Consider the following 26,734-nt stretch of genomic DNA (forward strand, 5'->3'; position numbering starts at 1 on the left):
GTCCCGGCCCTCCCCGGCCCGGTCGCCCCGCCGCGGAGCCGAACGGTCAGTAGGATCGCGAGGACGAAAGGCGAACCCCCATGAACCTCTCCATCTCCGACGGCAACGGACTGCCCGATCTGTTCGGCGCCATCTTCTCCGGTACCACGGGCCTCATCGCCCTGATCTTCTACATCCTCGTCGTCGTCGGACTGTGGAAGGTGTTCACGAAGGCGGGCTACCCGGGCATCCTCGCGATCATCCCGATCGTGAACGTGGTGTTCCTGGTGAAGATCGCCGGTCTGTCGGGCTGGTTCGCGCTGCTCTACCTCGTCCCGATCGCCAACTTCATCCTCGGCGTGATCGTGGCGTTCAAGCTCGGCGCGCGCTTCGGCAAGGGCGGCGTCTTCTCCTTCTTCCTGCTGTTCCTCTTCCCCTACATCGGCTACCTGATCCTCGGCTTCGGCGAGTCCCGCTACCGCGAGGTCTGACGTGACGGCGTCGCGACTGCACCTCGTGCGGCACGGCGAGGTGCACAACCCCGCTCGCGTGCTGTACGGCCGGCTGCCCGACTACCACCTGAGCCGCGCGGGTCGCGGCATGGCGGCGTCGGCGGCCGCGCACGTGGCGCAGCTCGGCGACCCCGTCGCGGCGCTGTACGCCTCGCCGCTGGAACGCGCGCAGGAGTCGGCCGAGCCGTTCGCCGAGCGCTTCGACCTCGTGCCGGAGATCGACATCCGGCTGATCGAGCCCACGAACGTGTTCGAGGGAACGCGCATGCGGCGCTCGCTGATGAACCCGCTCAACTGGTGGCATCTGCGGCAGCCGTCGCTGCCGAGCTGGGGCGAGCCGTACGCCTCGATCGCGGAGCGCATGCTCGGCGTGATGGACGAGGCGTGGACAGCCGCGGCCGAGGGCACGACCGACGGCGACATCGTGATGGTGTCGCACCAGGCGCCGATCTGGATCACGCACCTGCGCGTGGCGGGACTGCCGCTGCAGCACGACCCCCGCACGCGGCGCTGCGCCCTGTCGAGCGTCACCTCGTTCGAGCGCGTGGGCGACGTGTGGCGCGAGGTCGCGTACGCCGAGCCGGCGGCCACGGGCGACGCGGTCGACGTCGGCGCGGTCTGACCCGCACCGCCGTCCCCGCGCGCACCCTCGGCCCCGGGCTCAGTGCGCGTCCTCCAGGAGCGACCGGATGATGCCGATCGCCGCGAGCTGACCGGCTGCGGCGGCGAGGAGCACCGCGGCCATGGGGCCGGGGAGGGTCGCCCGATGCGCGAGGTCGCCCGCCGCATATACCCCGGGAACCGACGTGCGGCCGAGCTCGTCGATCTCGACGGACCCCGACTCGAGCATCCGCAGCCCCAGGTCGGCTGCGAACGGCGCGCGCTGGCGCATCGAGACCGCCGCCACGAACACCCCGGCCACGTCGAGGTCGCCGTCCGCCGTGCGCACCCGCACCCCGGCGTCATGCTCCGAGACCTCGACCGCGGGGCCGGTGATCCGCACGCCGAGGCCCTCCAGCAGCGCGCGGTCGTCGTCGCCGAAGGGTGCATCCGCCGGGACCACCGTGATCTCGCCGACGATGGGGCCGAGCATCCCGATCAGGTGCTGCGCGCGCGGCGCCGCGCCGAGGATCGCGATGGGGCGGCCCGCGTGCTCGTGACCGTCGCAGAACGGGCAGCTGAAGGCGCGCAGCCCCCACAGCGGCGCGAGGCCCGGCACCGCGGGGAGATCGTCGGCGATCCCGGTCGCGAGCACCACACGCCGACCGTGCTCGACCGTGCCGTCGGCGAGCGTCACCCGGAAGCCCTCGTCCGCCGATCCGTCGATGCGCTGGGCCGCGGTGTCGCGGACGGCCACGGTGTCGTACGCCGCGAGTTCGGCCCTGGCCCGGCGGCGCAGCTCGGCGGGGGGAGTGCCGTCCTCTCCGATCATGTTGTGCATGTGCTGCACCGTGCCGTTGCGGTACTCGCCCGAGTCGAGTAGCAGCGCGCTGCGGTGCATGCGTCCGAGGGTCAGTGCCGCCTGGAGCCCGGCCGGTCCCGCCCCGATCACGATCGCGTCGTGCATGGTTTTCGTCCTCTCGTGTTGCCTTCCCGGCCAGTGTGTGACTTCATGTCAACATGAAGTCAAGCGACAGCCACCCCTGGTCCGTCGGCGAGGTCGCCGCCCGCTTCGAGCTGCCCACCCACGTGCTGCGGCACTGGGAATCGGTGGGGCTGCTGCGTCCGGCCCGCGACGCGGCGGGGCGGCGGCGCTACGGCGAGGGCGAGGTCGTGCGGATCGCGGTCATCCAGCGCAGCAAGGCGGCGGGCATGAGCCTCGAGCAGATCGCCGTGCTGCTCGACGACAGCAGCGCCGGCCGGCACCAGGTGCTGCAACAGCACCTCGACGACCTCGACCGGCGCATGAACGAGATGCGGCGGTCGAAAGAGATGACGGAGCACGCGATGGACTGCCGCGCGCACGACATCGCCACCTGTCCGCGATTCCGCGCGAGCGTCGCCGACGTGCTCGCGCGGCTCTGATTCCCCCCGGGGGGTACCCGGCCGATGCATAGGATGCTCTGCGTAAACTCGGAGCCGTGCCCCTCGCCTCCAGAATCCACCCGATTCGCCGCGGCCGCACCTCCCACCCCCGGCATGCCCGCCGTGCGGTCGGAGCCGCGTTCGCCGCGGTGCTCGCCGTCGGCCTGACCGCCTGTGCCCCCGACGCGGTCAGCGAGTCCTTCCTCAACGGGGAGAACACCGGCTACGTCGCCGCGGACGGCGCGATCGTCGAGATCCCGGTCGCCGAACGCGGCGAGCCGGTCCAGTTCGGCGGGGTCACCGAATCCGGCGACGACTTCGACAGCGCCGACGTCGCCGGCGACGTCACGGTGGTCAACTTCTGGTACGCCGGCTGTGCGCCGTGCCGCCTCGAGGCCGCCGATCTGGAGAGCGTCTGGAAGACCTACGAAGACCAGGGCGTCTCCTTCATCGGCATCAACACCCGCGACCAGGCCGACACGGCCACCGCGTTCGCGCAGGAATACGGCGTCACCTACCCGAGCCTGATCGATGTCGACACCGCCGAGGCCAAGCTCGCGTTCGCCGAGGCCGTGCCGATCTCGGCCACCCCCACCACGCTCGTGCTCGACAAGCAGGGCCGGGTCGCCGCGAAGATCATCGGCCCGATCGACGGCACCTCCGTGCTCTCCACGCTCGTCAAGGACGCGCTCGCGGAGGACTCGTGACCCGCGCGGAGGCGCCGTGAACCCCGACGTCATCATCGGCTCCGGCGCTCTCTGGCTCGCGCTGCCCGTGGCGATGCTCGCCGGGCTCGTGTCGTTCCTGTCGCCGTGCGTGCTGCCGCTCGTGCCCGGCTACCTCGGGTTTCTCGGCGGAGCCGTCACTCCGCGCGGCGCGGCCGACGGCACTGCGCAGACCGCGACCCGCAGTCGCCTCGTCCTGGGCGTGCTGCTGTTCATCCTCGGCTTCACGCTCGTCTTCATCCTGTTCACCGTGCTCGGGGGCACCGCCGGGGCCTTCCTGCTGCGCTGGGGCGACCTCATCACGCGCATCCTCGGCGTCGTGATCATCGCCATGGGCCTGGTGTTCCTCGGCCTGTTCGGCTTCGCGCAGCGCGAATACCGCTTCCACGTCGACTCCAAGGCCGGCATCATCGGGGCACCGCTCCTGGGCGTCGCACTCGGCATCGGCTGGGCGCCCTGCATGGGCCCCACGCTCGCCGCGATCCTGGCGCTGTCCTTCAACGCGGGCGACCCCGTGCGCGCGGGGTTCCTCGGCCTGGCGTACTCGCTCGGCCTCGGGATCCCGTTCCTGCTGGTCGCGCTCGGCTTCGGCTGGGCGACCAGGGCCATCGGCTTCCTGCGCCGTCACGTGCGCGTGGTCAACGTCGTGGGCGGGGTCATGCTCATCCTGCTCGGTCTGCTGATGGTGACCGGACTGTGGACCGACATCATGTCCCGGCTGACGGCGGTGATCGGCAGTGTCATCCTCCCGCTCTGACCGCGCAGAGCACACCACGACGAAGAACAAGGGTGCCGTGAACAGCGACTCCAGCGATCCGCTCCGTCCGTCCGACCACGTCGACGGCGACGACTCGATCACCCAGCCGCGCCTCGGCGTCGTCGGCTGGCTGCGGTGGGGGTGGCGTCAGCTCACGTCGATGCGCACCGCGCTGATCCTGCTGCTCGTGCTGGCGATCGCGGCGATCCCCGGCTCGATCTTCCCGCAGCGCATGGCCGACCCGAACGGCGTCACGCAGTGGGAGCGGGACAACCCCGACCTGTTCCCGATCCTCGACAACCTGAAGCTGTTCGACGTCTACCTGTCGCCGTGGTTCTCCGCCATCTACCTGCTGCTGTTCACGTCGCTCGTGGGCTGCGTGATCCCGCGCATCAAGCACCACGCCAAGGCGCTCCGGGCACGGCCGCCGCGCACCCCCGCCCGGCTGCAGCGGCTGGAGGACTACCGCTCGGTCACCCGCGAGCCGGTCGCCGGCACGGGCACGGGCACGGGGGACGCGCAGGCGGAGGCGGCCGCCGCGGTCGACGTCGCGACGAAGCAGCTCAAGGCGCTCGGCTACCGCGTGGAGCGCTACGACCGCGGCCGCACGTTCTCGGTGTCGGCCGAGCGGGGCTACTGGCGTGAGACGGGCAACCTGCTGTTCCACCTCGCGCTGGTCGGCGTGCTCGTGACGATCGGCGTGGGCGGCGGCTTCGCGTACACGGGTCAGCGCGTGCTGGTCGAGGGCGAGACGTTCGCGAACACCCTGCTCGACTACGACTCCATGAACCGCGGTCGCTTCGTCGGCGACGACGCGTTCGCGCCCTACTCCATGCGCCTCGACTCGTTCGACGTGACCTACCAGCCGTTCGGCGAGCCCGGCTCCGGCCAGGCGGGCGACTTCTCCGCCAACATGACCATCCTGGAGAACGGGAAGGAGCGCGAGGGCGCCGTCAAGGTGAACGAGCCGCTCGGTGTCGCCGACGACGACGTGTTCCTGCTCGGCAACGGCTACGCGCCGACCGTGACCGTGCGCGACCCCGAGGGCAACGTGGTGTTCACGGGCAGCACCCCGTTCCTCCCGCAGGACAACAACATGACGTCGCTCGGCGTGCTCAAGGTGCCGGACGGCCTCGCGGAGCAGGTGGGCCTCGTCGGGTTCTTCTACCCCACGACCGGCGTGCTGGAGTCCGGCGCGTTCTTCTCCGCCTACCCCGACCTGACCAACCCCACCCTGACGCTCGACGTGTACACGGGCGACCTCGGCATCAACGACGGTGTGCCGCGGTCGGTGTACGTGCTCGACACGTCCGACATGACCAAGCTCACGGGCCGCTCGACCGATGTCGAGTCGATCGAGCTCGCACCGGGAGAGACCGCGCAGTTGCCGAACGGGCTCGGCTCGGTCACCTTCGAGGACGAGTCCCCGGAGGGCGCGACCGACGTGTCGCAGTCGGTGAAGCGCTTCGCCTCGCTGCAGATCCACCGCGACGAGTCGGGCGTGTTCGTGCTGGGCTTCGCGATCCTCGCGCTGGCGGGACTCATGCTCGCGCTGTTCGTGCCGCGGCGACGGGTGTGGGTCAAGGCCACGGCCGCCGACGGTGCGGTCGAGCTCGAGTACGCGGCGCTCGCTCGCGGCGAGGATCCGACGCTCGCCAGGGCCGTGGACGACCTCCGCGACGGTCACGCCCGGCTGCTCGACGCCGCGGGCGGCACCGTCGCCCGCACCCCCGCCGACGCGGAGACCGAGACCGCGTCCGCGGAAACCGCACCCCCGGCCGCCGACACCCCGAAAGTAGACTGACACCATGCTCGAGCTCAACGTGATCTCGCCTGTCCTGCTGTGGACTGCGATCGCGATCTACGCCGCGGCCTTCGTGGCCTACGCCTTCGATCTCGCGCGTCGCTCCCAGGCCTCGGCCGACGCCGTCGCGGTGCGCGAGGGTGAGCTGGTGGCTGCGGGCGGCGTCCGCGGCACGACGGCTTCCGCGACCGGGACGCCCGCCGCGACCGGCGCGCCGCAGCGCTTCGTGATGGCGCGCATCGGCACCTCGCTCACGGTGCTCGGCTTCGTGTTCCACCTCGCGGCCACCGTGACCCGCAGCATCGCCGCCGGCCGGGTGCCCTGGGCCAACCTGTACGAGTTCGCGATGGTCGGCACGCTGCTCATCATCGCGGTGTACCTCGTGGTGCTCACGCGACTCGACCTGCGGTTCCTCGGCACGTTCATCACCGGGCTCGTGGTGGTGCTCCTCGGCCTCGGGGCCACGAACTTCTACGTCGAGGTCTCGCCGCTGATGGACCCGCTCAAGAGCGTGTGGCTCATCATCCACGTGTTCGTGGCGTCGCTCGCGACCGCGTTCTTCGCCCTCGCGTTCGCGCTGTCGGTGATCCAGCTGATGCAGTCGCGCCGCGAGCGCCTGCTCGGCGAGGGCGCCGCCAAGACGGGTCCCGGCTTCCTCCGTACGTTCCCCACCGCGGAGCGCCTGGAGAGCCTGGCGTACATGTTCTCCATCATCGGGTTCATCCTGTGGACCTTCACGCTCATCGCCGGATCCATCTGGGCGTACTACGCGTGGAGCCGCTTCTGGGGCTTCGACGTGAAGGAGACCTGGACGTTCGTGATCTGGGTGCTGTACGCGGGCTACATCCACGCTCGGGCCACGCGCGGCTGGCGCGGCAACCCCTCGGCGTGGCTGTCGATCGTGGGCTTCACCGCGGTGATCTTCAACTTCACCATCGTCAACGTGTTCTTCAAGGGACTGCACGCGTACTCCGGCCTGAGCTGACCGGCGCCTCACCCGCGGCGGACCTCGACCGGACGCGAACGCCCCGGCCCCTGAGCGGGCCGGGGCGTTCGCCTGTCCGGGGCGACGCGTCGCCGCGGGTCAGGCGGGGGAGAGCACCGCGCTGGCCGTGGTGGTGCGGCGGACCGCCACCACCACGGTCGTGGCGACGAGAGCGAGCACGCCCCACACCACGAGGGCCGCCACCGCCGCGCCGCTCGCGCCGATGAGACCCGTGAACGCGGGAGCCGTCGGCAGGGCCGCGCCGATCGCGGCCAGCCAGTCGGGCACGGTCGAGATGAGACCTGTCGCGACCGCGAGCACGCCCACGAGCGCGGCGATCCAGCGACCGGCGCCGCCGAACACCGCCACGAGGGCTTGGTTGACCGCCGCGAACACGACCCCGGCGAGCACGGCCGTGCCGGCGAAGGCCCACCACTGCGCGGCGTCGTAGCTCGCCACGACCTGCACGATGAGCGACACCAGCACGCCCTGCGCCGCACCGAGGGCCGCGGCGGGCCAGAACCCGCGCAGGGCCAGGGCGACGGAGGAGCGCCGCGACGTGAGCGTGCGGGCGGTGTGGGCGCGCAGCACCAGGAACGATGCGAGCCCGCCGAACCACAGCACTACCGCAGTCAGCAGCGGGATCGCGGTGGGCCCGAAGATCGCGTTCTCCGGGGCGTCCGCGGCGACCGGGTCGGCGATCACCGACGCGAGCGAGGTGGACTCGTCGTCGCTGAACGACGGGAGCGAATCGGCTGCGGTGCGCAGACCGCCCGCGAGGTCGCCCGTGCCGGTGGCGAGCGTGTCGAGGCCGGTGGCGAGCTCGGTGGAGCCCTCCGCGAGCTGGGTCGCACCGTCCGCGAGCTGCGTCGCGCCGGTCGTGAGGGCCCGGGCTCCCGCGGCGGACGGGGCGATGCCCTCGCTCGCGAGCTGGTTCAGGCCGTCCGCGAGCTGGGTCGCCCCGCCGCCGGCCTGCCCCATGCTCGACGCGAGGGTGCTCAGGGTGCCGGGGAGCGCCGCGACGCCGCCCGACACCTCGGGGCTGTTGAGGATGCCGGCCGCCGTGCCCGCGGACCGCGCCACCGACCCCGCCTGGCTTGCGAGCGCCGTGAGCTGGTCGCACTGCGCCTGGTCGGTCACGGGCGGCGTGCACGCGCTCGCGGCCAGGGCACCCAGGCTCTGTGCGAGAGCTGCCGCATCGGTTCCTGCCGCCTGCGCCGACCCGGCAGCGGACTGGATGCCGCCGACGAGCTGCTGCGTGGGTCCGACGCTGCCCTGGAGCTGCGCGGCCCCCGCGGTGAGTCCGCTGCCGATCTGTGCCGCTCCGGCCGCGGCCTCCCGCGTCTTGCCCGTGATCGTGTCGAGCCCCGACGCGAGCGACGAGGCGCCGGTGCCGAGCTGCGTCGCCCCGGAAGCGAGCTGTGTCGCTCCGTCCGGGATCTCCGCCGCGCCGGTCGCGGCGTCGCGGGCACCCGTCGCGAGTTGCAGCGCACCGTCGGCCGCGTCGCCGATCTGGTCGCCGATCGTGGTGAAGCCAACCAGGATGTTCTCGGTCGTGGCTTCCGACAGCCTGGTGCCGAGCGTGGATGCCGCGACGTTCGCGATCTGGCTCGTGATCAGGTCGTCCGCGACGAGACCGTCGTCGGGGGTCGTCACGCGGATGGTCGCCTGCTCGGCGTCGCCCCCGCCGTCCGCGACCGCCTGCCCGCCGGAGGTCGCGGCGGCCGAGAAGTCCTCGGGGATCGTGATGACGGCCTGGTACGAGCCGTCCGCCAGGCCGTCCGCCGCGTCGTCCTCGTTGGAGATGACCCAGGTGAGGTTCGAGTCGAGGTCGTCCGAGCCCTCGACCAGCCCGGAGGCCAGCTGCCGTCCGAGCGGGGTGACCTGTCCGTCGATCTCGACCGGTTCGTCGAGGTTCACGATCGCGGCGGTCATCGACTCCAGCCGCTCCGTGGGGTTGTACAGCGCCGCCATCAGGATGCCGCCGATCGCGGCGGGCAGCAGCAGCACGCCGAGGATCGTCAGCCAGGTGATGGGCTTGCGCGAGCGTGCGCGCTCGAGAGGGAGGGTCATGCGGTCACCTCGGTGGTGTCGGCGGCGGCCCGCTGCGGGTCGCGGAGGTCGAGAGTGTCGGCGGACGGCCAGCCGGCGTCCGTGAGGAAGGAGCGTGCCGCGGCCGCGTCGACCGCGGTGGCGAACACGGCGAGCGGGCGGCGGGCCGCGGCGTCGCGCAGTCGGGCGGCGAGCTGGTCGCGGGCGGCGCCGCCGAGGCGGTCGATGCCGTCGACCACCACGAGCTCCGTGCGTCCGCGCAGTGCTTCGGCGAGATCCGGCGCCGCGGCGTCCGGGTCGCCCACGAGCACGCAGCCGACGTGGGCGCGCACCCACGCGGCGCGTCCGGGGAGGAGGTGCCCCGCGACGCGCAGTCGTCCGTCGCCCGGAGTGAGGCGTCCGGCCACCGTGAGCGCGAGCATCCGCAGCGCCCGGGGATCGGTGTCCGTCGCCACCAGGGCTCCGCCGAGAGGAAGGCGCAGCGTGACGGGGTGCGCCGCGATGCCCAGGTCGAGGTCGTCGGCGGCCACCACCGACCCGTCGCCGGGCCACGCGGCGAGTTGCCGCTCGCGCTCCACGGCCTCCCCCTCGATGTCGACGCTCGGCAGGATGCGCTCGAGCCAGGCCGGGATCTCCCACGCACGCTCGCCGAGGATCGCCATGAGCGCGGGGATGAGGGTCATGCGCACCAGGAACGCGTCGATCGCGATGCCCGCCGCGAGTCCGAGTGCGATGGGTTTGAGGGAGGAGTCGCCCTCGGGCACGAACGCCACGAACACCGCGAACATGATGAGGCCGGCGGCCGTGACCACCTTCGCGGATCCGGAGAACCCGCTCCGCACGGCCCGCAGCGCGGCGGCGCGACGGATCGCCCGGTTCTCCGCGCCCGGTCCCTGAGCCTGACGAAGGGCGGGGTCGTGCACGTAGTCCTCGCGCATGCGCGAGACCAGGAACACCTGGTAGTCCATCGCGAGGCCGAACAGGACACCCATCAAGATGATCGGCATGAAGCTGATGATGGGGCCGACCTTGGCCACGTGCAGCGCGTCGGCGAACCAACCCCACTCGAACACGGCTCCGACCACGCCGAACGCGGCCACGATCGACAGCAGGTAGCCCGCGGCGGCGGTGATCGGCACCCACAGTGAGCGGAACACGATCGTGAGGAGGATCAGCGACAGGCCGATCACGAAGATGCCGAACGGCAGCAGCGCCGCTCCGAGCTGATCGGAGATGTCGATGCCGACGGCCGTGAAGCCGGTGACCTTGAGGTCGATGCCGAACTCGTCGAGCCACTCGTCGTGGTGGCTGCGCAGTTCGCGCACGAGGTCGGCGGTGGCGGGGTCGTCGGGTGCCGTCTCGGGGATGATCTGCACGATGCCGGTGTCGGCGGTCTCGTTGGGCGTCGCGAGGGCGACCTCCTTGACGCCGGGAACCTGGGCGACCGCGTCGCCCAGGTCGTCCATGAGGCCGAGCGGGTCGGTCGAGGTGACGATGGTGCCGGTGAGGATGAGCGGTCCGTTGAACCCGGGACCGAACTGCTCGCCCACGAGATCGTAGGTCTGTCGTGCCTCGGAGTCCTTGGGCAGCACGCCCGCGTTGGGCAGGGCGAGGTCGAGGCTGAGGGCGGGCACGGCGACGACACCGAGCCCGAGCACGATCGCGATCGACACCAGTACGGGGCGTCGGGTGACCCCGGCGACCCAGCGGCGGCTGCCCCGCAGCCGGGGCTCGGGCGCGGCCGCGTCGTCGCCCTCGGTGTCGGAGGCGGCGGGGGCCTTCGCCGGGCGGGGCTTCTTGTCGGCCCGGGGCTTCCTCGGGCGTCCGGCGACCCTGGCGCCGAGGAACCCGAGCAGCGCGGGGGTGAGGGTCACGGCGATCGCCACGGCCACGGCGACCGCGACCGAGGCGGCGATACCCATGGTGGTCAGGAAGGGGATGCCGGCGAAGCCGAGGCCGATCAGGGCGATCAGCACCGTGACCCCGGCGAACACGACGGCGGACCCCGCGGTGCCGACGGCGCGGGCGGTGGACTCCTCCGGGTCGACGCCGTCTCGCACCTGGTCCTGATGCCGCGCGACGATGAAGAGCGCGTAGTCGATCCCCACCGCGAGCCCGAGCATGAGCGCGAGCAGCGGCGTGGTGGACGACACCGTGGCGAACGCGGTGGCGGTGAAGATGCCCGCCATGGAGATGCCGACGCCGAGGATCGCGGTGAGCAGCGGGAGCCCGGCGACCACGAAGGAACGGAACGTCACGATCAGTACGAGCAGGGCGATCAGCAGCCCGACCGCCTCGGTGAGCGTGACGCCGGGGATGGAGATCGCGAACAGGTCGCCGCCGAGCGAGGTCTGGGCGCCGTCGGGGAGCTCGGCGCCGAGGTCGGCGACCACGTCGCGCAGCGCGTCCTTCGTGTCGTCGGACACGTCGGTGGCCTCGCCGTCGAACTGCACGCGCACGATGGCCGCGGTGTCGTCGTCGTTGATCATGCCGTCGACCATCTCGTCGTACGGGGAGGTGGCGGCGAGCACCTGGTCGAGGTCGCCGAGGGCGGCCACGGCGTCGTCGATCGGCTCGCGGTAGGCGTCGTCCTCGATGCTGTCGCCGTCGGCGGCGACCACGATGAACTGCGCGTTGGTGCCGCTCACCTGCGGGAAGGAGCGCGAGAGCTGCTCGAGCCCCGCCTGCGACTCGGTGCCGGGGATGGAGAACGTGTTGTCGGTGCCGGCGCCGAGCACGACCGCTCCCGCCCCGGCGATGCCGAGGGCCAGGAGCCAGGAGACGAGCACGCGCCAGGGGTGCCGGAACGACCAGCGTCCGAGCGACGACAGGAGTGTGGACACGGGCTCTCCTCGGGTGGGGGGTCCAGTTGGATACACAGGTGTATCCAATACATACCTGTATCGTAAGGTGATCCGGCACCGTGATTCTGTGTGCCGGGTGTGAACACGAGGCGAACAGCCATCGGGAGGAAACGCATGTCGGCACCGGCCACGCGCAGTCGCGAGAACACGAGGGCGCGCCTGCTCGACGCGGCGGCCCAGGTGTTCGCCGAGGTGGGACTCGAGGGGGCCTCGGTCGAGGCCGTGTGCGAGCGCGCGGGCTTCACGCGCGGTGCGTTCTATTCCAACTTCGACTCCAAGGACGAGCTGTTCCTGATGCTCGCGGCCCGGGTGGCCGACGGTCGCGTCGCCGCCGTGCGCACGCGCGTGGAGCAGATGCGCGCGGAGGGCGAGCTCGGCGACGGCTGCGACCCCACCGATCTGGTGCAGCAGATCATGGAGCTCGGCAGCGACGACCGGCTCGGAGTCATGCTCATGAGCGAGATCCGCATCCGGGCGCTGCGCGATCCCGCGTTCGGCGAGGCCTACCTGGCGCAGGAGAGGGAGATGGTCGCCAGCATCGCTCGCATCGTGGAGGACATCGTCGAGGCGGGGTCGCTGCGGCTCCGGCTCCCGGCGACCGACGCCGCGCGCATGCTCATGATCATCTGGGAGGGCATGACCGTGCGCGGAGCCATGGCCGGGCGCGACGACGCGGAGCTCCGCCACTCGGGCGGCGAAGAGCTCGGGCGGCTGGTGGAACTCCTCGTCGAGTCCTAGGCGTCCGCGGCGCGCTCGGCGCTCACGAGCTCGTGGTGGCACCGCGCCAGCCGCGCCAGCCACCACTCGCGGCGCTCGTCCGCCGCGGCCAGGCGGGCGAGGGCGGCGTCGTCCGGGGTCACGCGACCGGCGGGGATCGCGCCGCCGATCGGACGGAGGTCGGCCACGTCGTCGAGGAACAGGGAGCCGGTGCCCAGCCCGCAGTCGAAGTCGAGCGACGGAAGGGCGACGGCCAGCGCGGCCCCCTGTGACAGGCCGACCGCGGTGTCGAGCGCGCTGGACACGACGGCGGGCAGCCCGGCCGCCGTGACGATCTGCAGGGCGTGCGTGACCCCGCCGAGCGGCTGTGCCTTGATCACGACGATGTCGGCGGCGCCGGCGCGGGCAACGGCGAGCGGGTCGTCGGACTTGCGGATGCTCTCGTCGGCGGCCACCGGGATTCCCATGTACGTCACGCGCGACCGCAGTTCCGCGAGCTCCGGCACGCTCGCGCACGGCTGCTCGACGTATTCGAGGTCGAACTCCGCGAGCGCGTGCACGGCGTGCTCGGCCTCGTCCACGTTCCACAGGCCGTTGGCGTCGATGCGGACGCGGCCCTCCGGTCCCATCACCTCGCGGACCGCGCGGACCCTGGCGACATCGTCGGCCAGCACCTGTCCCGGCTCGGCCACCTTGACCTTGGCCGTGCGGCAGCCGGGGAAGCGCGCGAGCACCTCGGGCACCCGGGCGGGCTCGACCGCGGGCACGGTGGCGTTCACCGCCACGCGGTCGCGCAGGGGTGCAGGCTGGGCGCGCCAGGCGTAGTCGATCGCGGCGGAGAGCCAGGTGGCGGCCTCGGCGTCGTCGTACTCCACGAACGGCGAGAACTCCGCCCACCCCTCCGGCCCCTGGAACAGCAGCGCCTCGCGGGTGTCGACGCCGCGGAACCGGGTGTGCATCGGGAGCGCGACGACCCGGGCGGTGTCGAGCAGTTCTGCCAGCGGAGGGATCATCTGCCCATTGTGCGGCACGGCTGCGACAGGGGCGGGTGCCCGCGCCGGGAGGCGGGACGTAGGACGCACGGACACGTGTCATTGACAATGGTGTGTGACACACAGTACTGTGGCGGACATGAACGAGACGCTGGACACGCACCTGCAGGAACTACGGCGCGGCACCGTGGTGCTCGCCTGCCTGCAGCTGCTGCGCACCGCGGGCTACGGCTACGGGCTGCTCGAGGAGCTCGAGCGCCGCGGCTTCGCGACCGATGCGAACACGCTGTACCCCCTGCTGCGCCGGCTCGAGAAGCAGGAGTACCTCACGAGCGAGTGGAACACCGACGAGGCGCGGCCCCGCAAGTTCTACCGCACCTCCGCGGCCGGCATCCGTCTGGCCGAGACCCTCACCGACGAATGGCGAGCGCTCACCGCCGCGATCGCCTCCCTCACGAACGAGGAGAACTGACATGACCGCCACCCTCACCGAGCGCTACATCAGCGCCACCATCCGCAGCCTCCCGCCCGAGACGCAGAACGACGTGCGCGCCGAACTGGAGGCCTCCATCGCCGACGCCGTCGAGTCGCGCGTGGAGCAGGGCGAGGACCCGCGCGACGCCGAGCGCGCCGCCCTCACCGCCCTGGGCGACCCCGGCGTGCTCGCCGCGGGCTACGCCGACCGCCCGCTGCACCTCATCGGCCCGCGCTACTACCTGGCGTGGTGGCGGCTGCTGAAGCTGCTGCTGATCATCGTCCCGGTGTGTGCGCTGGGCGGAGTGGCGCTCGGGCAGACGATCGCGGGCGCCCCCGTGGGCGAGGTGATCTCCAGCGCCGTGCTGGCGGCTGGCGCGTCCATCCTGCACGTCTGCTTCTGGACCACGCTGGTGTTCGTGATCCTGGAACGGTCGGGAACCGACGCCGGGGTGAAGTGGGACGTCGACCAGCTCCCCGAGGTGACGGACGACGGGGTCGGCCGCAATGAGCTGATCGCGTCGCTCGTGTTCCTCGGGCTCGCCGTCGGCGCCCTCCTCTGGGATCGGTTCCGCGGCTTCGTCGTGATCGACGGCGACGCGCTGCCCATCCTCGACCCGCAGCTGTGGCCGTGGGGGATCGGGGCGCTGCTCCTGCTCATCCTCGCCGAGGCGGTCTTCGCGATCGTGCTGTACCGCCGACGCGGCTGGACCACCGCCCTGGCCGTGGTGAACACCGTGCTCGCGGTGGCGTTCCTGGCGTGGACGCTCGTCCTGCTCCTGCGCGGCGAGCTCGTGAACCCCGACTTCCTCGCGCACCTCGTGGCGGCGGGCGGGGAGGGGTTCGCCGCCGGTGATGCCGAGGCGGCGGGCGAGGGCGGGATCTTCCGCATCCTCGCGGTCCTGCTCGGGTTCGGCGTCGCGTGCGGCGTCGGCTGGGACATCGTCGACGGCTGGATCAAGACCGCCCGCGCTCGCCGCGGCTGACCGCACGCGCCTCGCGCGCCGCTCTCCCAACGGGGGTGGCGCGCGAGGGCGTCCGCGAGGGGGAGGAATAGTCTGGAGAGGTGACCGATGCCTTCGTCTCCGACCTGTTCGACCCGGCCGAATGGGTGCTCGCGCCCGGTGCCGAGGACTACACCGACATCACCGCGCACGTCTCGCATGACGGAGGCGTCGCCCGCATCGCGTTCAACCGGCCGGAGGTGCGCAACGCGTTCCGTCCGCACACGGTCGACGAGCTGTACCGGGCGCTGGACATCGCCCGGCAGGACGCCCGCATCGGCGCCGTGCTCCTCACGGGCAACGGCCCGAGCCCGAAGGACGGCGGCTGGGCGTTCTGCTCCGGTGGCGACCAGCGCATCCGGGGCCGCGACGGCTACCAGTACTCCGACTCCGAGACCGCCCTGGTCGACGGGCCGTCGCGCGCCGCGGTCGGACGCCTGCACATCCTCGAGGTGCAGCGCCTGATCCGCTTCATGCCCAAGGTGGTCATCGCCGTCGTGCCGGGGTGGGCGGCCGGCGGCGGGCACTCTCTGCACGTCGTGTGCGACCTGACGATCGCGTCGGCCGAGGAGGCGCGCTTCAAGCAGACCGACGCCGACGTGGGCAGCTTCGACGCGGGCTACGGCTCCGCGTACATGGCGAGGCAGACGGGGCAGAAGTTCGCACGAGAGGTGTTCTTCCTCGCCGAGGAGTATTCCGCGCAGCGCGCGTACGAGGCGGGGGCCGTGAACCGGGTCGTGCCGCACGCCGAGCTCGAACGCGAGGCGCTGAAGATGGCGCGCACCGTGCTCACCAAATCGCCCACCGCGATCCGCATGCTCAAGTTCGCCTTCAACGCGGTCGACGACGGACTGGTCGGCCAGCAGGTGTTCGCGGGCGAGGCCACGCGTCTCGCGTACGGCACGGACGAGGCGGTCGAGGGCCGCGACTCGTTCCTGGAGAAGCGCGCGCCCGACTGGTCCTCCTTCCCCTGGCACTACTGACCGATCACACCCCGGAGACGCGCATGACCGCCCTGATCCCGACCGACGCGGAAGACACGGGACAGCTGCGGGACGCACTGCGACGAGCACTCGACGGCGGCCCCGCCCTCGGGTTCGGCATGCTCGGCGGCGCGCCGGAGCACGTGGCGGACGGGATCGCCGCGGTCATCGCGACGTCGGGGTCGAGCGGCATCCCGAAGCGCGTGGCCCTGAGCGCGGAGGCCCTGCGGGCGAGCGCCGAGGCCACGGCGGCGCGCATCGGCGAGGGGCGGTGGCTGCTGGCGCTCCCGGCGGGCTACGTGGCGGGACTGCAGGTCATGGTGAGATCGCTGCTCGCGGGCACGGAGCCGCGGCAGATCGAGGGGCGCTTCTCCCCGGTGTCGTTCGCCGAGGCCACGCTCGAGATGCTGCGGCCCACCGGTGCAGGCGGCGTCCCCGAGCTGTTCACCTCGCTCGTGCCCGCGCAGATCGCGACGCTGCTCGACGCCGCGGACGACACCGCGGTGCGTGCGGCGCTCCAGGCATACCGCGCGATCCTCGTGGGCGGGCAGGCGCTGCCGGAGCCGCTGCGCGACCGCGCGGCCGACCTGGGCGTGCGGATCGTGCGCACGTACGGCTCGACCGAGACGAGCGGCGGGTGCGTGTACGACGGCGTCCCGCTCGACACGGTCGCGGTACGCGTGGTCGACGGGGAGCTCCGCATCGCCGGGCCCATGCTCGCCGAGGGGTATCTGGGCGACGGCTCGCTCACGGCACGCACGTTCCTGCACGACGAGCACGGCATCCGGTGGTACCGCACCGGCGACCTCGGGCTCGTGGAAGACGGGGTCGTGCGCGTACACGGCCGCGCGGACAACGTGATCGTGTCGGGCGGCATCAACATCTCGCTCGACCGGGTGGAGCGCATCGTGCGGCGCGTGCCCGGGCTGCACGAGGCCGTGGTGGTGCCGGTGCCGGACGAGCGGTGGGGCGAGGCCTCGGTGATCGTCGCGCCGCGCGGGGAGGTGCTGCGCCGCAGCGAGTCGGAGCAGCTGTCCCAGGCGCGCGAGGCCGTGGCGGAGGAGATCGGCGCGCACGCGCGGCCCTCACGGCTCATCCTGGTCGACGAGCTCGCGGTGCTGTCGTCCGGCAAGCCCGACCGCGAGGCCATCCGCCGCTCGGTCGTCGAGCTGCACTGACGCGGACGGCACGTGCGGCGCCGCCTGGCAGACTGAGGCGCATGGCCACGTACACGCACGGACACCACGAATCCGTCCTCCGCTCGCACAACGTGCGCGACATCGCCAACTCGGCCGCGTACCTCCGCCCGCACCTCACCCCGGAGACGCGACTGCTCGACGTGGGGGCGGGGCCGGGCAGCATCACGGTCGACTTCGCCGGAGTGGTGGCGCACGTCACCGCGACCGAGATCGACGAGTCGGCACTGTCGCTCTCGCGCGACCTTGCGGCCCAGCGCGGCCTGGACAACCTCGACTTCTCGGTGGAGGACGTGCACGCGCTGAGCTTCGCCGACGACACGTTCGACGTGGTGCACGCACATCAGGTGCTGCAGCATGTGGCCGATCCCGTGCAGGCACTGCGGGAGATGCGCCGCGTGACCGTGCCCGGGGGGCTCGTGGCCGCGCGCGACGCCGACTACGACGGATTCCTGTGGTTCCCGGTGCTGCCGGAGCTCGACCGGTGGCTCGACCTGTACCGCCGGGCGGCCAGGGCGAACGGCGGCGAGCCGGACGCGGGGCGGCGACTGCTGGCGTGGGCGCGCGCGGCCGGGTTCGACGACGTCACCGCCTCGGCCTCGACGTGGTGCTACGCCACCCCGGAGGAGCGCGAGTGGTGGGGCGGCATGTGGGCCGACCGCATCCTGGAGTCGGCGCTGGCGCGGCAGCTCGTGGACGACGGCCTGGCGCCCCTGGGCGACCTGCGCGGCATCAGCGAGGCGTGGAAGCGCTGGGCGGGCGACGGCGACGGCTGGTTCCTGGTGCCGCACGGCGAGATCCTCGCGCGGGCGTGACCGCGGGATACATCGGCAGGCGGATGCCCCGCGCGGATGCGCTCGCGTAGCGTGGGGGAGTGATCCGCCCGCTCTCTCGCACGGCGCTCATCCTCGACATCGTCGGGGCGGCGCTGCTGTTCCTCGTGCTCGCGCCGATGTCGGTGGTGTTCTACGCGCCCCCGATCAGCGGTGAGCCGATCGCGGGCGCCGCGGCGGCCGCGGTCGTCGTGGCGGGTCTGCTGATGTTCGGCGGCGTCGCGATCGGGCGGTTGTCTCCCGGGCTCGCGCTGGTCGCGGCGTGGGCGGGCGCGATCGTGCAGATGCTCGCCGGGTTCGGGCCGCTGCCGATCGACCTCGCCATCCTCCTCGTGCTGTACGCGACCTCGGCGTGGGGGACGCGGCGCGTGCTGTGGTGGGGCTTCGCGTCGGTGATCGTCGGCGGGGTGACCGCGGCCCTGTTCCTCGTGTTCGTCAGCGGTGTCGCGTTCGGCGCGGGCACCGGGTGGGAGCAGGTGACCGGCGGGACGCTGCTGCTGGCGGCGTCGATCATGGCGCTCGGCTTCGCGTGGGTGTGCGGCCTGCTGTGGCGCGTCGTGCTGCGGTCGCGGCGCACCAGAGCGGCGCAGCTGCAGGCGGAGGCGCTCGCGGCCGAGGAACAGGAGCGGGTGCGCATCGCGCGGGACATGCACGACATCGTGGCGCACTCGCTCGCGGTCGTGATCGCGCAGGCCGACGGCGCCCGGTACGCCGCGGCCGTGAAGCCGGAGATGGCGACCGAGGCCCTCGGCACGATCGCGCAGACGGCCCGCGGCGCGCTGAGCGACGTGCGCATGCTGCTGACGCAGCTGCGCCACCGGCAGGGCGACGGTCCGCAGCCCACCCTGGCCGACCTGGAGACCCTGTTCGCGCAGGTGCGCCAGGCCGGGATCGAGCCGCGCGTCACGGTCGACCCGATGCCGCCGGGGGAGCCGCCCGGGGCGATCCAGCTCGCGGTGTACCGCATCCTGCAGGAAGCGCTGACGAACGCGATCCGGCACGGCGACGGCGCGGTCGACGTGCACCTCGCGTGGCTTCCCGAACGCGTGGACATCCAGGTGCGCAACACGGTGGCCGCCGACGCCCCGCCGCCGACGCCCGGCGGTCACGGGCTCATCGGCATGCGCGAGCGCGCGCAGCTGGTCGGCGGTAGTCTGCACACCGAGCGCCGTGGTGCGCAGTTCGTCGTCCAGAGCAGCCTGCCGATCGGAGCCCCCCAGTGATCAGAGTCGTGCTCGTCGACGACCAGGCCCTGTTCCGCGCGGGAATCCGCATGCTGGTCGCTTCGCAGCCCGACCTCGAGGTCGTTGGGGAGGCGGGTGACGGCCGGGAGGCTCTCGCGGTGGTCGCCACGACACGGCCCGACGTGGTGCTGATGGACATCCGCATGCCGGTCATGGACGGGCTCAGCGCGACCGCCGAGATCCTCGCCCGCCCCGAGCCGCCGCGGATCGTGATGCTCACGACGTTCGACCTCGACGAGGCCGCGGCCAGGGCGATCCGGCAGGGCGCGAGCGGGTTCCTCCTCAAGGACGCGGATCCGGAGTTCCTGCTCGCGGCGATCCGCACGGTGCACGCGGGGTCGAGCGTGATCGCGGCCTCGGCGACGCGTGAGCTGTTCGCGCACTTCGCCGAGGCCCCCAAGCCGGTGCCGCCGCAGTACGCCGAGCTGACGGAGCGCGAGCGGGAGATCTTCGCGCTCGCCGCGCGGGGGCTGTCGAACGCGGAGATCGCGGCGAGGGAGTTCCTGAGCGAGGCGACCGTGAAGACGCACATCAGCCGCATCCTCACGAAGCTGGCGCTGCGCGACCGCGTGCAGCTGGTGGTGTTTGCGTTCGAGCACGGCCTCGCCTGACGCGACATCCGCCGCCGCGAGATCATCCTTCCGATGTATCGGGATGCTCCCGGCGACCGACGCGGTGCCCCTGGCGCCGGAAATAGCGTCGAAGGCATGGAGATCACGACCAGCGACCTCGGGCTCGCCGCCCGCGTCCAGCACCTGAAGAAGACCTACGGCTCGGGCGAGGGCACGGTCCACGCGCTCGACGACGTGAGCGTCGGCATCCGCCGCGGCCAGTTCACCGCGATCATGGGGCCGTCCGGCTCCGGCAAGTCCACGCTCATGCACATCATGGCCGGGCTCGACAGCCCCACCGAGGGGCGCGCGTGGATCGGCGACACCGAGATCACCGGGCTGAGCGACCTCGACCTGACGCTGCTGCGCCGTCGCCGCGTCGGCTTCATCTTCCAGGCGTTCAACCTCGTGCCCACGCTCGACGCGCTCGGCAACATCCTGCTGCCGTTCGAGCTCGACGGCCGCCGCCCGAGCGCCATCGAGCGGGCCCGCATCGACGGCCTGATCGAGACGCTCGGCCTCGGTCCCCGGCTCGGCCACCGTCCGCACCAGCTGTCCGGCGGCCAGCAGCAGCGCGTCGCGATCGCCCGCGCTCTCGCCACGGCGCCCGATCTCGTGTTCGCCGACGAGCCCACCGGCAACCTCGACTCCAAGACCGGCCGCGAGGTGCTGCGCCTGCTGGCCTCCGCGAGCCGGGAGCACGGGCAGTCCATCGCCATGGTCACGCACGACGCGATCGCCGCGAGCCACGCCGACCGCGTGCTGTACCTGGGCGACGGCCGCATCGTCGCCGACCACCCGCGCCAGACCGCCGAGCAGATCTCCGCCTACATGCTGGCCGCCGAGGTGACGGCATGACCGCCGTGGCGACGGTCGTCCCCGAGACCCGGGCCACCGGTCCCCGCCTGGGCTGGCTGCGCGACCGCGGCATGGGTGCGAGCATCCTGGTCGCGGCGCTGTCGGCCGCCTTCGGCGTGTTCCTGGTCGAGATCACGGCCTACATCGGCGCGGTGCTCCAGGCCGATCCGTTCATCGGCGACAGCGGCACGCTCGCGGTGGTCGTCGCGATCCTTTCCGTGCTGCTGACGGCGGTGGCGATGTACGTCGCCGCGATCGTCACGGCCAACACGTTCTCCACCATCATCGCCGGCCGGACGCGCCAGATCGCCCTGCTGCGTCTGATCGGCGCGACCGCGCGCTCGCAGCGCGCCCAGGTCGGGCGGCAGGGCCTCATGGTGGGGCTGCTCGGCGCGGCCATCGGCCTCCTCGCCGGTCTGACCCTCTCCGCCGCGGCCGTCGCGATCGGCGGACAGCTCGTGACGCACTCCCCGAGCGACTTCTCGCTCGCGCAGCCGGCCCTGGCGCTGCCGGCGATCGGGGTCGCGCTGACGACCTGGGCGGCCGCGTGGGTGGGCTCGCGCCGCGTCCTCGCGGTCACGCCGCTGCAGGCGCTGGGCGGCTCGGTCGAGCGCACGCACGACGAGGTCTCCGGCCGCACGGGCCGCCACGTGGGGGCGTGGGTGCTGCTGATCTCGGGGGCCGCGCTGCTCGCGGGGGGTGTCGTGCTCGGACTCGTCACCCCGCTGGGCGTGGTCGTGGCCTTCTTCGGGGGCATCCTGTCGTTCACGGGACTGGCGCTGGGGTCGGTGCTGTTCATGCCGCCCGTGCTGCGGCTGGTCGGCCGCCTGTTCGGGTCGAGCGCGACCGCTCGGCTCGCGGCCGAGAACGCGCACCGCTACCCGGAGCGCTCATCGCGCATGGCGATCGGCGTGGTGATGGGCGTGACGCTCGTGACCATGTTCGCTGTGGCCCTGGAGTCGGCGAAGCGTCTCATGATGAGCCAGACCACCGAGGAGATCCCGCCGGAGTTCTTCGCCCCGTTCGACGCGTTCGCGGCCATCATGATGGTGCTCGTCGCGGTGTCCGCCGTGATCGCCGCGGTCGGCCTGGTCAACCTCCTCACGATCGGGGTGGTGCAGCGTCGGCGCGAGCTCGGGCTGCTGCGCTCGATCGGCCTGTCCAACGGGCAGGTGCGCCGCATGGTGCTGCTGGAGGCGACGCACATCACGGTCGCCGCGACCCTCACCGGTCTCGTGCTCGGCGTGGCCTACGGCTGGATCGCGGCGCAGTCGCTGCTCGGCTCGGTGCCCACGCTGCCCGACTTCACCCCGGCCGGCATGGTCGCCCCGCAGGTGCCGTGGCTGCCAGTCGTGATCATCGTGGGCGCGACCGCGGTGCTGACGCTCGTGGCGGCTGCGACGCCCACGCGGCTGGCGACGCGGGTGGCCCCGGTCGAAGCGCTCGCCGCGGACTGACGCCTCTAGGCTGGACGGGTGCCGTCGCCGTTCGATCAGTCCACGTATCAGGTCCGCCTCGACTGGGGGGTCGCCGGTCTCCGCCGCCTCGCTCCCTCCGACGTGATCGTCGTGGTCGACGTGCTGCGGTTCTCGTCCACCGTGACCGACGCGGTGGCGTCGGGCGCCGAGGTCTCCCTGGCCGACGCGCTGGAGTGGTCGCGCAACGGGGCGGCGGTCGCGGCCGCCGCCCCGGCCGAGGCCACGGTGCTGCTCGGATCGCTCCGCAACGCGGGCGCCGTGGCGGCAGCCGTCCAGGCCGAGCAGGAGCGCCGGCAGGGGCGCACCTCGGTCGCGATCATCCCGGCGGGCGAGCTCGACGACGCGGGGGAGCTGCGCTTCGCGGCGGAGGACCTCCTGGGGGCCGGTGCCGTCGCGGCGGCGCTCACCGACCGCGGCATCGACCACACGGCACCCGATGCGGCCGTCGCGGCGGAGGGCTTCCGGGCGCTGCGCCGGGCGCTGCGGCACCTCGTGGGGGCCACCGGTTCCGGTCGGGAGCTGGCCGCGGGGGTGGCCGCGACGGAGCGGATGACCGCAGCGGGACTCACCCCGACCGCACCGCTCGAGGCCGCGGCGCTCGACGCGATCGACGCGGTGCCGGTGCTGCGCGACGGGCGGTTCGTCCGCCACGCGTGACCCGTCGCTGCCGGGAACCCCGGGCCTCGCCGCGCCGAAGACCCGATGACGGAGGCCCGGCGTAGGGTCGGGGCATGAGATACCTCCCCGCTCTCATCGTCGACGCCGTGCTCGTGCTGGTCTTCGCCGCCATCGGCCGGGCCTCCCATCAGGAAGACCCCGCCGGGTTCCTGCTCACCGCGTGGCCGTTCCTGGTCGCGCTGCTGCTCGGCTATGCGGTGGCGCTGCTGCTTCCCGGGCGACCGCGACGGCCGTGGTCGCTCGCGTGGGGTGCCGTGGTGTGGGTCGTCACGGTCGTGGGCGGCATGCTGCTGCGGGTGCTGAGCGGCGACACCGCGGAGGTGCCGTTCATCGTGGTCGCCGCGATCGTCCTCGGGCTGTTCCTGGTGGGCTGGCGCGCGCTCGCGGCGCTGCTGCGGCGAGTGCGCGCGTCCTCCGGCCGGGCGACGGCTGCCACGGAGCGGGCTCGCCCGTCCGCGGCGTCGTTCCCCGCGGCCGTGCCGGAGCCGGGCGCCGCAGCCACCCGCGCCGCGGTCGGCGAGAGCGCGGACGAGGTCTCCCCGGCGGAGCCGCCATCCCCGGACGCCGATCCGGACGAGACCCCTGCCGAGACGCGGAGGCCGCGTACGACCGACGCCGACCCCGCCTGATCCGGCTGCCGCGGTGCCGTCAGCGCGGCAGCTGCGCCGCGAGACGGGCGTCCGTGGTGATCTCGCGGCGGGTCCACGAGAACAGGTGTCGCGCGTCGAACGTGCGCGAGCACCGCGCGCACGACGTGGCCCGCGTGGGGCGGCGGTGGCGGTAGGTCACGTGCCCGGCGGGGCAGTGCCCCACCCACGGCGCCAGTTCGACCGCCGTCTCGCCGTGGTGCGTGGTGCCGCCCACGTATCCCAGGTCGCGGGCGATGCTCTTCCACGCGGGGCCGTGCGCCGCCTTGTGACCGGCGAGCGCGTGGGCCACCTCGTGCAGCAGCACCTGGTGGATCTCGTCGTCGTCGAAGCGGGCGGCGAGGTAGCGCGACACCGTGATGCGCTTGTTGGTGTAGTCGCACTGACCGGCGCGGCGTTTGGCATGGTCGAAGCCGAAGGTCCAGCTGTCGTCGAGATGCAGCCGGATCAGTGCCTCGCCCCAGACGCGCACTCGGGTAAGTTCCGCCATGGGCTCAGGGTAATCCACGGCGGGGACATCGGGGTGCTGCGGCGGCTCAGCCCGCGATGAGCTGGGGCGGGCGGCGGCGTTCGGCGGCCTCGATCGCGAGCAGCACGGTCTCCAGCTCGCTGTCCGCGGCACCGGACTCGCGTCGCAGGAACAACGACTGCTTGAAGCTCTCGCGCGCGGTGTCGAAGTCGCCGGCCTCGTAGGCGTTCTTGCCGTGGTGCTGGTAGGCGAACGCGGCGATCGACAGCCAGCGCTGCCCTTCGGCCTCGGTCGCGCACGTGGCCAGCTCCTGCTCGGCGGCCGCGTGGGCTCCGCGGTACTGGAGGATCGTGGCGTGCAGCACTCGGGCCCGCAGCACGTCCCGGCGGGTGCCGGCCATGCGGGCCTGCCGCACGGTCTCCTCGGCGAGCACGAGGGCGTCGTCGAGACGGTCGAGCACCTTCAGCAGCCACACGCGTTCGAGCAGTGCGGGCAGGGAGCGCTGCTCCTCGATCTCGGTCAGGCGGGCAGCGCACTCGTCGAGATCGACCAGTTCGCGGAGGGTCTCCCGGTCGTAGCCCCGGATCAAACTCATTGCTCTCCTTCTGTGCGTCCCCGCCGCGTCCCCCGTCCAGTGTGCCTGTCGTCCGCGCGGTCTCGAAGACGGCGCGCCCTGGTCAGCGCAGGAACAGCGAGGCGTCGGGTCGCGGGGAGGCCACGGCGTCCGCGTCCGTCACGACGCGTGCGCCCTGGAGGAAGGACTGCGCCTCCGCGCCCTGGGCGATCTTGGCCGGGTGGGGTCCGGCGGCGAGCAGGCGCGGCAGCCATTCCGTGGGCAGCGGTGCCGCGGATGCGGCGATCACCAGGTTGCCGAACCGCCGCCCTTTGAGCACCTGGGTGTCGGCGAGGATGCCGATCTCGGGAAGGACGGCGGCGATGGTCGCGGCCTGGCGCCGCGCGAAGGCGAGGCCGGGCCCGTCGGCGACGTTCACGAGCAGCACGCCCCCGGGAGCGAGCAGTCCGGACAGCTCTTGGTAGAACTCGACGCTCGTGAGGTGCGCGGGGGTCTGCGCGCCGGAGTACACGTCGGACACCACGAGGTCGCACGCGTGGTGCAGTGCCGCGGGCAGGCGGGCCACGCCGTCCCGCGCGTCGCCGATGCGGATCCGGATGGCCGCGCCCTTCGGGAGCGGGAGGTGCTCGCGCACGAGCTGTGCGAGCGGGGCCTCGAGTTCGATCACCTGCTGTCGCGAGCCCGGACGCGTCGCCTCGATGTAGCGCGGGATCGTGAGTGCGCCCGCGCCCAGGTGCACGGCGGTCAGCGGGCCGGCGGGCAGCTGGTCGAGGACGGCGCCCATGCGCACGATGTACTCGAAGTGCAGGTGCGTCGGGTCGTCGAGGTCGACGTGCGACTGCGGGGTGTCGTCGACGATCAGCTCGAAGCCGCTCGTGAATTCCGAGGGGACGATGCGGGCGATCCCGCCGTGGTCGAGCCGGGTCTGCGGGTGCTCGGTGTCTCGCGCTCGCGTCCGGCCCATGCTGCGAGCCTACGCGGTGGGGGTGGCGTTCAGCGCTGGTTGCCGACCGCGCACGTCTCCTGCTCGAGCGTCTGCCCGGAGATGTCGGGCGGGAGCGTGGCCCGCGGGTCGGGCGTCTCGGTCGCCGGCGGCGCGGTCGCCTCGGTGGTCCCGTCGGTCGCGGGCGGCGGGGTGACGAGCTCGACGCCGCGGCGGGTGGCGACGTCGCCGGTGAGCTGCAGCGGCTGCCCGGCACGGATGGCCGCCCACAGCTGCTCGGCCGCGGCCTCGTTGGGCACCACGCGGTCGTCGTCCTCCGGATCGACCACGTTGGGGTATTGCACGAACACGAAGTCGCTGAACTTCACGTCCTTGAGAGCCAGCGCGAGCTGCGCGAGCCGGAGCGGGTCGTTGAGCGACTCGCTGGGGTCGATGTTGTCGGCCACGGCGTTCGCGATGCGCAGGACCGTGGGGACGTCGGAGAGGGTCTCCTCGCTCAGCACCTTCTTCGCGAGACGCGACATGTACTGCTGCTGGTTGGAGATGCGCGCCAGGTCGCTCTCGTCGCCCACGCCGTGGCGGGTGCGGATGAACTGCAGCGCCTCGACGCCCGAGACGGTGCGCATCCCGGGCGGCCAGTCGATGCCGGTGTGCCGGTCGCGGATGCCCTCACCCGCGATGCAGACCTCCACGCCGCCGATCGCGTCGGTGACGGCCATCACGCCGTCGAAGCTGATGGCGGCGGCGAACTCGATCGGGAGGTCGCCGAGCTCGCTCACGGTCTTCGCCACGCAGGACAGCCCCGCGTGCTCGAAGAGCGAGTTCATGCGCGCCTTCCGCATGGCCGGGGCGACGGTGCCGTCGGGGCGGGTGCATTCGGGAACCTCGACGCCCAGGTCGCGGGGGAGCGAGACCACGGTGACGTTGCGGGGTTCGGCGGAGACGTGCACCAGGAGGGTGACGTCGTTCCGGCGCAGTCCGTCCGCTTCCTCGCACCGCTCCGCGAAGAGGGCGGTCGCGCGTTCGCCGCACTCGTCGGTCCCCGCGATGAGGATGCTGAACGGCTGATCGGCCGGGTAGGCGCCGATGGTGGGCGGGTCGACCTCCGGTGCGCCCTCCAGCACGACGGCGCCGTCGCCGATCCGGTTGAACAGGTCGACGATCAGGAAGGTGCCGACGCCGATGGCGGAGACGAGCACGACGGCGAGGGAGATGCCGAGGAAGCGGAACACGCGTCCGGCGGTGCTGCGCGTGCGCTGCGGTGCGTGGCGGGCGATGGTGGGGCGATCGGCGTCCGGTCCGCGGCGTGGCATAGGCGCGAGCCTACCGG

The 26,734-nt window shown here is 72.6% G+C and carries 27 protein-coding genes; 19 read left to right on the plus strand and 8 right to left on the minus strand.

Annotated elements, in window-relative coordinates; translation table 11 throughout:
* The first annotated feature begins 80 nt into the window (after positions 1-80).
* Together KE274_RS03490 and KE274_RS03495 are read left to right on the plus strand one after the other, a co-directional pair.
* Positions 81-470: a DUF5684 domain-containing protein gene (locus tag KE274_RS03490; RefSeq protein WP_211541267.1), complete on the plus strand. Its 390-nt coding sequence runs from the start codon at positions 81-83 to the stop codon at positions 468-470.
* Between the two features lies 1 nt (position 471).
* Entirely contained in the window at positions 472-1,113 is a 642-nt protein-coding gene (locus tag KE274_RS03495; RefSeq protein WP_211541268.1) for a histidine phosphatase family protein, read from the plus strand.
* Between the two features lie 39 nt (positions 1,114-1,152).
* On the opposite strand, the gene KE274_RS03500 is transcribed toward KE274_RS03495, so the two are convergent.
* Positions 1,153-2,058, minus strand: a complete 906-nt coding sequence (locus KE274_RS03500) for an NAD(P)/FAD-dependent oxidoreductase (protein ID WP_211541269.1) — start codon at positions 2,056-2,058, stop codon at positions 1,153-1,155.
* Positions 2,059-2,111: 53 nt separating this feature from the next.
* Between KE274_RS03500 and KE274_RS03505 the strand changes: the two genes are divergently transcribed.
* Genes KE274_RS03505 through ccsB form a run of 5 tightly spaced genes read left to right on the plus strand, consistent with a single transcriptional unit; the run spans position 2,112 to position 6,787 of the window.
* Positions 2,112-2,516, plus strand: a complete 405-nt coding sequence (locus tag KE274_RS03505) for a MerR family transcriptional regulator (protein WP_211541270.1) — start codon at positions 2,112-2,114, stop codon at positions 2,514-2,516.
* 56 nt (positions 2,517-2,572) lie between these two features.
* Positions 2,573-3,223: a TlpA family protein disulfide reductase gene (locus KE274_RS03510; RefSeq protein WP_211541271.1), complete on the plus strand. Its 651-nt coding sequence runs from the start codon at positions 2,573-2,575 to the stop codon at positions 3,221-3,223.
* Positions 3,224-3,239: 16 nt separating this feature from the next.
* Complete coding sequence (locus KE274_RS03515) at positions 3,240-3,998, plus strand: cytochrome c biogenesis CcdA family protein (RefSeq protein ID WP_307872137.1); 759 nt, start codon at positions 3,240-3,242, stop codon at positions 3,996-3,998.
* 37 nt (positions 3,999-4,035) lie between these two features.
* Positions 4,036-5,802, plus strand: coding sequence for a cytochrome c biogenesis protein ResB (resB, locus tag KE274_RS03520; protein WP_307872138.1), 1,767 nt, complete (start codon positions 4,036-4,038; stop codon positions 5,800-5,802).
* Between the two features lie 4 nt (positions 5,803-5,806).
* Positions 5,807-6,787, plus strand: a complete 981-nt coding sequence (gene ccsB, locus KE274_RS03525) for a c-type cytochrome biogenesis protein CcsB (protein ID WP_211541273.1) — start codon at positions 5,807-5,809, stop codon at positions 6,785-6,787.
* A 99-nt stretch (positions 6,788-6,886) separates the two neighbouring features.
* On the opposite strand, the gene KE274_RS03530 is transcribed toward ccsB, so the two are convergent.
* Both KE274_RS03530 and KE274_RS03535 read right to left on the minus strand, forming a co-directional pair.
* Positions 6,887-8,860, minus strand: a complete 1,974-nt coding sequence (locus KE274_RS03530; protein WP_211541274.1) for a YhgE/Pip domain-containing protein — start codon at positions 8,858-8,860, stop codon at positions 6,887-6,889.
* On the minus strand, positions 8,857-11,682 hold the full coding sequence (locus tag KE274_RS03535; RefSeq protein ID WP_211541275.1) for an MMPL family transporter: 2,826 nt from the start codon (positions 11,680-11,682) through the stop codon (positions 8,857-8,859). The genes KE274_RS03530 and KE274_RS03535 overlap by 4 nt, the downstream gene beginning before the upstream one ends.
* Positions 11,683-11,817: 135 nt before the next feature.
* Between KE274_RS03535 and KE274_RS03540 the strand changes: the two genes are divergently transcribed.
* Positions 11,818-12,441: a TetR/AcrR family transcriptional regulator gene (locus tag KE274_RS03540; protein ID WP_211541276.1), complete on the plus strand. Its 624-nt coding sequence runs from the start codon at positions 11,818-11,820 to the stop codon at positions 12,439-12,441.
* Here the strand turns inward: KE274_RS03540 and KE274_RS03545 are convergent.
* Positions 12,438-13,433, minus strand: coding sequence for an o-succinylbenzoate synthase (locus KE274_RS03545; protein WP_211541277.1), 996 nt, complete (start codon positions 13,431-13,433; stop codon positions 12,438-12,440). The two genes, KE274_RS03540 and KE274_RS03545, sit on opposite strands and share 4 nt — an antisense overlap.
* A 118-nt stretch (positions 13,434-13,551) precedes the next feature.
* Here KE274_RS03545 and KE274_RS03550 point away from each other — a divergent pair, with 118 nt between their 5' ends.
* The 11 genes from KE274_RS03550 to KE274_RS16745 all read left to right on the plus strand — a co-directional run bounded on the left by KE274_RS03550 (position 13,552) and on the right by KE274_RS16745 (position 23,400).
* Positions 13,552-13,884, plus strand: a complete 333-nt coding sequence (locus KE274_RS03550) for a PadR family transcriptional regulator (protein WP_211541278.1) — start codon at positions 13,552-13,554, stop codon at positions 13,882-13,884.
* A gap of 1 nt (position 13,885) precedes the next feature.
* Complete coding sequence (locus tag KE274_RS03555; RefSeq protein WP_211541279.1) at positions 13,886-14,872, plus strand: permease prefix domain 1-containing protein; 987 nt, start codon at positions 13,886-13,888, stop codon at positions 14,870-14,872.
* Between the two features lie 80 nt (positions 14,873-14,952).
* On the plus strand, positions 14,953-15,873 hold the full coding sequence (locus KE274_RS03560) for a 1,4-dihydroxy-2-naphthoyl-CoA synthase (RefSeq protein WP_211541280.1): 921 nt from the start codon (positions 14,953-14,955) through the stop codon (positions 15,871-15,873).
* 23 nt (positions 15,874-15,896) lie between these two features.
* Positions 15,897-17,051, plus strand: a complete 1,155-nt coding sequence (locus tag KE274_RS03565) for an AMP-binding protein (RefSeq protein WP_211541281.1) — start codon at positions 15,897-15,899, stop codon at positions 17,049-17,051.
* A 41-nt stretch (positions 17,052-17,092) separates the two neighbouring features.
* Positions 17,093-17,884 (plus strand): methyltransferase domain-containing protein, encoded by a 792-nt coding sequence (locus KE274_RS03570; RefSeq protein WP_211541282.1) that lies wholly within the window; start codon positions 17,093-17,095, stop codon positions 17,882-17,884.
* A gap of 59 nt (positions 17,885-17,943) precedes the next feature.
* Complete coding sequence (locus tag KE274_RS03575; RefSeq protein WP_211541283.1) at positions 17,944-19,125, plus strand: sensor histidine kinase; 1,182 nt, start codon at positions 17,944-17,946, stop codon at positions 19,123-19,125.
* Positions 19,122-19,757, plus strand: a complete 636-nt coding sequence (locus KE274_RS03580; RefSeq protein ID WP_211541284.1) for a response regulator — start codon at positions 19,122-19,124, stop codon at positions 19,755-19,757. The genes KE274_RS03575 and KE274_RS03580 overlap by 4 nt, the downstream gene beginning before the upstream one ends.
* Positions 19,758-19,853: 96 nt before the next feature.
* Positions 19,854-20,615, plus strand: a complete 762-nt coding sequence (locus tag KE274_RS03585) for an ABC transporter ATP-binding protein (RefSeq protein WP_211541285.1) — start codon at positions 19,854-19,856, stop codon at positions 20,613-20,615.
* Positions 20,612-22,072, plus strand: coding sequence for an ABC transporter permease (locus tag KE274_RS03590; protein ID WP_211541286.1), 1,461 nt, complete (start codon positions 20,612-20,614; stop codon positions 22,070-22,072). The genes KE274_RS03585 and KE274_RS03590 overlap by 4 nt, the downstream gene beginning before the upstream one ends.
* An 18-nt stretch (positions 22,073-22,090) precedes the next feature.
* Positions 22,091-22,750, plus strand: a complete 660-nt coding sequence (locus tag KE274_RS03595; protein ID WP_211541287.1) for a 2-phosphosulfolactate phosphatase — start codon at positions 22,091-22,093, stop codon at positions 22,748-22,750.
* A 74-nt stretch (positions 22,751-22,824) separates the two neighbouring features.
* A complete protein-coding gene (locus tag KE274_RS16745; RefSeq protein WP_307872139.1) occupies positions 22,825-23,400 on the plus strand; it encodes a DUF3054 domain-containing protein in 576 nt (191 codons plus the stop codon).
* A gap of 19 nt (positions 23,401-23,419) precedes the next feature.
* On the opposite strand, the gene KE274_RS03605 is transcribed toward KE274_RS16745, so the two are convergent.
* The 4 genes from KE274_RS03605 to KE274_RS03620 form a co-directional block, all read right to left on the minus strand.
* Positions 23,420-23,908 carry a SprT-like domain-containing protein gene (locus tag KE274_RS03605; protein ID WP_211541288.1) on the minus strand — a complete coding sequence of 163 codons (489 nt, stop codon included), beginning with the start codon at positions 23,906-23,908 and terminating at the stop codon, positions 23,420-23,422.
* A gap of 46 nt (positions 23,909-23,954) precedes the next feature.
* Positions 23,955-24,482 (minus strand): hypothetical protein, encoded by a 528-nt coding sequence (locus KE274_RS03610; RefSeq protein WP_211541289.1) that lies wholly within the window; start codon positions 24,480-24,482, stop codon positions 23,955-23,957.
* A gap of 82 nt (positions 24,483-24,564) precedes the next feature.
* Positions 24,565-25,425, minus strand: a complete 861-nt coding sequence (locus tag KE274_RS03615; RefSeq protein WP_211541290.1) for a spermidine synthase — start codon at positions 25,423-25,425, stop codon at positions 24,565-24,567.
* 29 nt (positions 25,426-25,454) lie between these two features.
* Positions 25,455-26,717: an LCP family protein gene (locus KE274_RS03620; RefSeq protein WP_211541291.1), complete on the minus strand. Its 1,263-nt coding sequence runs from the start codon at positions 26,715-26,717 to the stop codon at positions 25,455-25,457.
* Positions 26,718-26,734 lie beyond the last annotated feature (17 nt).

Origin of the sequence: Microbacterium paraoxydans, from assembly GCF_018224615.1 — a bacterium.
GTDB lineage: Bacteria > Actinomycetota > Actinomycetes > Actinomycetales > Microbacteriaceae > Microbacterium > Microbacterium paraoxydans_B.

Excerpts from the sequence above, each read along its gene's own strand:
- KE274_RS03490 (WP_211541267.1), top strand. The coding sequence starts at position 81 with ATGAACCTCTCCATCTCCGACGGCAACGGACTGCCCGATCTGTTCGGC.
- KE274_RS03500 (WP_211541269.1), bottom strand. The coding sequence starts at position 2,058 with ATGCACGACGCGATCGTGATCGGGGCGGGACCGGCCGGGCTCCAGGCG.
- KE274_RS03505 (WP_211541270.1), top strand. The coding sequence starts at position 2,112 with ATGAAGTCAAGCGACAGCCACCCCTGGTCCGTCGGCGAGGTCGCCGCC.
- ccsB (WP_211541273.1), top strand. The coding sequence starts at position 5,807 with ATGCTCGAGCTCAACGTGATCTCGCCTGTCCTGCTGTGGACTGCGATC.
- KE274_RS03530 (WP_211541274.1), bottom strand. The coding sequence starts at position 8,860 with ATGACCCTCCCTCTCGAGCGCGCACGCTCGCGCAAGCCCATCACCTGG.
- KE274_RS03540 (WP_211541276.1), top strand. The coding sequence starts at position 11,818 with ATGTCGGCACCGGCCACGCGCAGTCGCGAGAACACGAGGGCGCGCCTG.
- KE274_RS03545 (WP_211541277.1), bottom strand. The coding sequence starts at position 13,433 with ATGATCCCTCCGCTGGCAGAACTGCTCGACACCGCCCGGGTCGTCGCG.
- KE274_RS03550 (WP_211541278.1), top strand. The coding sequence starts at position 13,552 with ATGAACGAGACGCTGGACACGCACCTGCAGGAACTACGGCGCGGCACC.
- KE274_RS03555 (WP_211541279.1), top strand. The coding sequence starts at position 13,886 with ATGACCGCCACCCTCACCGAGCGCTACATCAGCGCCACCATCCGCAGC.
- KE274_RS03565 (WP_211541281.1), top strand. The coding sequence starts at position 15,897 with ATGACCGCCCTGATCCCGACCGACGCGGAAGACACGGGACAGCTGCGG.
- KE274_RS03570 (WP_211541282.1), top strand. The coding sequence starts at position 17,093 with ATGGCCACGTACACGCACGGACACCACGAATCCGTCCTCCGCTCGCAC.
- KE274_RS03585 (WP_211541285.1), top strand. The coding sequence starts at position 19,854 with ATGGAGATCACGACCAGCGACCTCGGGCTCGCCGCCCGCGTCCAGCAC.
- KE274_RS03590 (WP_211541286.1), top strand. The coding sequence starts at position 20,612 with ATGACCGCCGTGGCGACGGTCGTCCCCGAGACCCGGGCCACCGGTCCC.
- KE274_RS16745 (WP_307872139.1), top strand. The coding sequence starts at position 22,825 with ATGAGATACCTCCCCGCTCTCATCGTCGACGCCGTGCTCGTGCTGGTC.
- KE274_RS03605 (WP_211541288.1), bottom strand. The coding sequence starts at position 23,908 with ATGGCGGAACTTACCCGAGTGCGCGTCTGGGGCGAGGCACTGATCCGG.
- KE274_RS03610 (WP_211541289.1), bottom strand. The coding sequence starts at position 24,482 with ATGAGTTTGATCCGGGGCTACGACCGGGAGACCCTCCGCGAACTGGTC.
- KE274_RS03615 (WP_211541290.1), bottom strand. The coding sequence starts at position 25,425 with ATGGGCCGGACGCGAGCGCGAGACACCGAGCACCCGCAGACCCGGCTC.
- KE274_RS03620 (WP_211541291.1), bottom strand. The coding sequence starts at position 26,717 with ATGCCACGCCGCGGACCGGACGCCGATCGCCCCACCATCGCCCGCCAC.